Annotated in this window: 4 protein-coding genes and 1 pseudogene; all 5 read left to right on the top strand. The window is 70.4% G+C overall.

Annotation, left to right across the window (positions count from 1 at the left end):
* Window positions 1-573, top strand: a 573-nt coding sequence (locus K2X24_RS08485; RefSeq protein WP_292496743.1) for a hypothetical protein, incomplete at its 5' end; no start/stop codon positions are given.
* A gap of 15 nt (window positions 574-588) precedes the next feature.
* Complete coding sequence (locus tag K2X24_RS08480) at window positions 589-1,050, top strand: RusA family crossover junction endodeoxyribonuclease (protein WP_292496741.1); 462 nt, start codon at window positions 589-591, stop codon at window positions 1,048-1,050.
* Window positions 1,047-1,289: a hypothetical protein gene (locus K2X24_RS08475; RefSeq protein ID WP_292496739.1), complete on the top strand. Its 243-nt coding sequence runs from the start codon at window positions 1,047-1,049 to the stop codon at window positions 1,287-1,289. The genes K2X24_RS08480 and K2X24_RS08475 overlap by 4 nt, the downstream gene beginning before the upstream one ends.
* Window positions 1,286-2,551 (top strand): site-specific DNA-methyltransferase, encoded by a 1,266-nt coding sequence (locus K2X24_RS08470; protein WP_292496737.1) that lies wholly within the window; start codon window positions 1,286-1,288, stop codon window positions 2,549-2,551. The genes K2X24_RS08475 and K2X24_RS08470 overlap by 4 nt, the downstream gene beginning before the upstream one ends.
* Window positions 2,552-3,273: 722 nt before the next feature.
* Window positions 3,274-3,728, top strand: a pseudogene (locus K2X24_RS08465) (hypothetical protein); the annotation flags it as partial.

The following is a 3,728-nucleotide window of genomic DNA, read 5'->3' as shown; positions in this document are numbered from 1 at the left end:
GTGCTCCGGGGCATGAATGAGCCCTGGACCAAGCTTAGTGAAGTCCAGCAGAAGCGGATCATCGCCAACGTCGAGAAGCTGTCCCGCGACGTGATCCGGGGCTCGGTCGACATCGTCGCCCACACGGGCTTCGTGCACATGCTGGTCACCACGGGCGAGTGGACCGTGAAGGACGGCATCAAGCTCAAGGTAGCCGCCTCGGGCTCGGTCGAGGACATCACCAAGCTCGCCGAGCACGGTGGCGGACCGGCCATCCTCGTGTTCGCGGATGCCGCCGAATACTTCGGGCAGCGTGCCGAGGCCAAGGCCGACAAGGATCAGCCCGACCTCCCGATTCACGACCAGGACGGTGTCATCCAGGAGACGGAGCTCAAGCTCAACGAGCTCCACACCGAGGGCGAGGGCGAGGGCGACGACCAGGACGAAGATGCCGAGACCGACGAGGGCGTGAGCTACGAGGCTGAAGCTTCCGGCACCAAGCCACGTCGGCGCCGTCGCGCCGCTGCCGGCAACGATGCTCCGCCCGCACCGGAGATGCCCGCCGACACGACCCGCGCCGCTGTCGACGCCTGAACCGGAGCGCGAGCGGTGCCAGATCCGATCATCATCCGCCTACCCGGCCCCCCGCGTGGGAAGGGCCGGCATCGCTCGCGCGTCGTGACCGTCCCCGGCCGCGCGCCGCGGACGCAGCAGTACTCCGATGCTGCCACGCGCGCCTACGAGAACGACCTGCGCGCGGCGGCCACGGCCACCATGCGCGGGCTCGCCCCGCTGTCCGGGCCCCTGTCCGTGGCGGTCTACGCCTACATGCCGATCCCGAAGTACTTCTCGAAGAAGAAGCGCGCCGACGCCCTGGCTGGCATCGTCCGGCCGGAGGTGAAGCCCGACTGGGACAACATCGCGAAGTGCTCCGACGCCTTCAACGGCATCGTCTGGGGCGATGACGCGTCCGTGGTCGAGGGCTTCGTGCGCAAGGCCTACGCCGAGACGCCCGCCCTCGTCTTCCGCATCGAGCCGGCCGCACCACTGACGCAGGACCTCGCGTCATGACGGACCTGCACGACCTAGACGACCTCATCGTCGCGAAGCTGTGCGACGCGCTCGGCGACAGCGACCGCCTCGACGACCTGATGGCTGCCCTCTTGGCCGGCCTGGGGCATGTCATCGCCTCTTCGGCCGAGGGCAGTTCCGCCAGGGCGAGCGCCCTCTGCGAGCAGGCCGCGCACCAGATCTTTGTGCAGGCCGGCGCATGCGCCGCGATGCTCTCCGATCTGCGGAGGCTGCCATGACCGTCCGCATCCACGTCGGCGACGTGCGCGAGCAGCTGCGCGCCATGCCGGACGCCTACTTCGACAGCGTCGTGACCTCGCCCCCGTATTGGGGCCTGCGCGACTATGGCGTGGGCGGACAGATCGGTCTCGAACCCACGCTCGGCGAGCACCTTGCCGTCATGGTCGATGTGTTCCGCGAGGTCCGCCGAGTCCTAAAGCCCCGCGGCACGCTCTGGCTAAACTACGGCGACTGCTACGCCGCCTCCCCTAACGGCCGGGCCGCGGCCGACGTCGTCGGCGACGACCGCGCCTTCCGCGACAAGCCCTTCTCGACCATCGGCCCAGTCTTCGATCCGGCCTACGCCCGAACGCTGCGCGTCGGCTCGTCCAGCAACAAGGGGAACGGCGCCAGCGATTTCGGCGGGCGCATCGTGGCCGGCGGCTACCTGAAGCCGAAGGACCTCTGCATGATCCCGAATCGGCTGGCCATCGCGCTCCAGGACGACGGCTGGTGGGTCCGCTCTGAGATCATCTGGCACAAGCCCAACCCCATGCCCGAGTCGGTCTATGACCGGCCGACCTCGGCGCACGAGAAGGTTTGGCTCCTCAGCAAGGCCGAGGACTACTTTTACAACCACGAGGCTATCCGCGAGCCCGTCACGGGTGGGGCTCATGTGCGCGCAGCAGCTCGCGGCACCAATACCGGCGTGGGCTGGGGTCGCCTCGACAAGCTCGACCCCGATCAGGCTGACCGCGGGCGGAACCGCGTGAAGCGTCCCGGCCCGAACAGCCGGCAGAACGTTGACCGCACCCCTGTGTCACGGAAGCTGGCTCAGCCAGGGAGCGGCACGAAGAACAACGCGAGCATGGACGCGGCGCTGGCCACTCTGAGCCTCTCGCCGCTCGAGACCCGCAACGCCCGCAACGTCTGGACGATCGCGCCGAAGGCCTACCGGGAGGCACACTTCGCGACGTTCCCGCCGGCCCTGGCCGAGCGCTGCATCAAGGCCGGAGTCCCGGCGCATGCCTGCGCGTTCTGCGGGCATGCGCTGCCCCAGCCGAAGTGCGGCGGCCTCTGCGCCAGCCTGCCGGCGGTACCGGGGCGGGTCCTCGACCCCTTCGGCGGCGCCGGCACGGTTGGGCTGGTCGCGGAAACGCTTGGCCTCGACGCAACGCTGATTGAGCTGAATCCGGAATACGCGGCGATGTCCGCGCGCCGGATTGGCGACGCGGCGGTGATCATCGGCGCTCCCGCTCCCGTCCTCCAGGCGGCGGAGTAGGGCCATGACCATCAGCTCCACAGCCATGCGGGCCATGGTCGCCGCCGGCGCCACCGCTGAGATGCTGATCGCCGCCGTCGAGGCGGACGAGCGTGCGGCCGAGGATAAGGTCGCCAAGCGTCGCGAGGCCACCGCCGCCCGGGTCCGGAAGCACCGAGAGACCCGCCGTAACGCTGGTAACGCATGTAACGCGTTACACCCCTCCTCCCCCCCGGATGCCCCCCCCGCTCCCCCTGCACCCCCTCACCCCCCCCTTAACCCCCCCAGCCACCCCGGTTCCGACCCTGACGGGTCGGCAGCGGCCGAGGGCGAGCAAGCTGGATGCGGGCAGGCCGAGGAGCCGCAGAGACCGGATCATCGCCGGGACCTGCTGACCCGGGGCGTGGTCCTGGTGAAGGCGATCACCGGCCGCTCCGAGATCGGTGCCCGGCAGCTCATCGGCCACCTGCTCGGCGTCGCCCGGGACGAGGCCGTGCGGGTCCTAGCCGTGATCGAGGACGCCGACGGCCGCGAGCTGGCCGACCCCGTCGGCTGGATGAAGCGCCAGCTCGAAGAGCGCCGTGACCACGGGTCACCGCCCCGCCCCGCCTACCAGCCCGCCCCCACCGGCCAGGCCGCACGCCTGGCCACCCTCTACCGCCAGCGACAGGAGCGAACCCATGCGTCCGACCACGGCACCCGCGATTTCGTCGTCATCGAGGGCGACCGTGCCGGCGAACCGGATGACGCCAGCGGAGGCGGTGAAGCTGGTCGAGGACCTGCACGCCCCGCTCAAGCCGATCGACGGGCACCCGACCCGCTTCTGCGTGCCTTCCAGTCACGCGCCGAGCATGCAGCAGCGCAAGCAGCTCTGCGCCGTCGTGGAGCGCCTGGAGCGGGATCTCGCTGAGCACGGCGCGCCCGACGAGCGCGAGTACGCCATCGGCCGGTTCCTGCTCGGCTACGAGAAAGGGAAGGGCTCCGAGCTGAACGCCGGCCTCCTCAACGAGGAGTTCCTCGAGGCGGTCGCGGGCCAGCCCCTCACCGCGATCGTGGAGGCCTGCGCGCGGTTCCGCCAGGGCAAGACGCTTCTGCCGGTCGACGCCGGCTGGCGCCCCTCGCCGGACCAGTTCGCCCTGGAGGTGGCCGAAGGGCTGGTACCGGCCCGGACCCGCCTGCTGCGGGCTCGCCGCATCCT

The organism is Methylobacterium sp., from assembly GCF_019750675.1.
GTDB lineage: Bacteria > Pseudomonadota > Alphaproteobacteria > Rhizobiales > Beijerinckiaceae > Methylobacterium.
The sequence above is the reverse complement of the archived record's forward strand: the minus strand, read 5'-3'. Positions and strand labels throughout refer to the sequence as shown.

What these genes read in the sequence shown, in the direction of transcription:
- K2X24_RS08475 (WP_292496739.1), top strand. Translation starts at nt 1,047, where the DNA reads ATGACGGACCTGCACGACCTAGACGACCTCATCGTCGCGAAGCTGTGC.
- K2X24_RS08470 (WP_292496737.1), top strand. Translation starts at nt 1,286, where the DNA reads ATGACCGTCCGCATCCACGTCGGCGACGTGCGCGAGCAGCTGCGCGCC.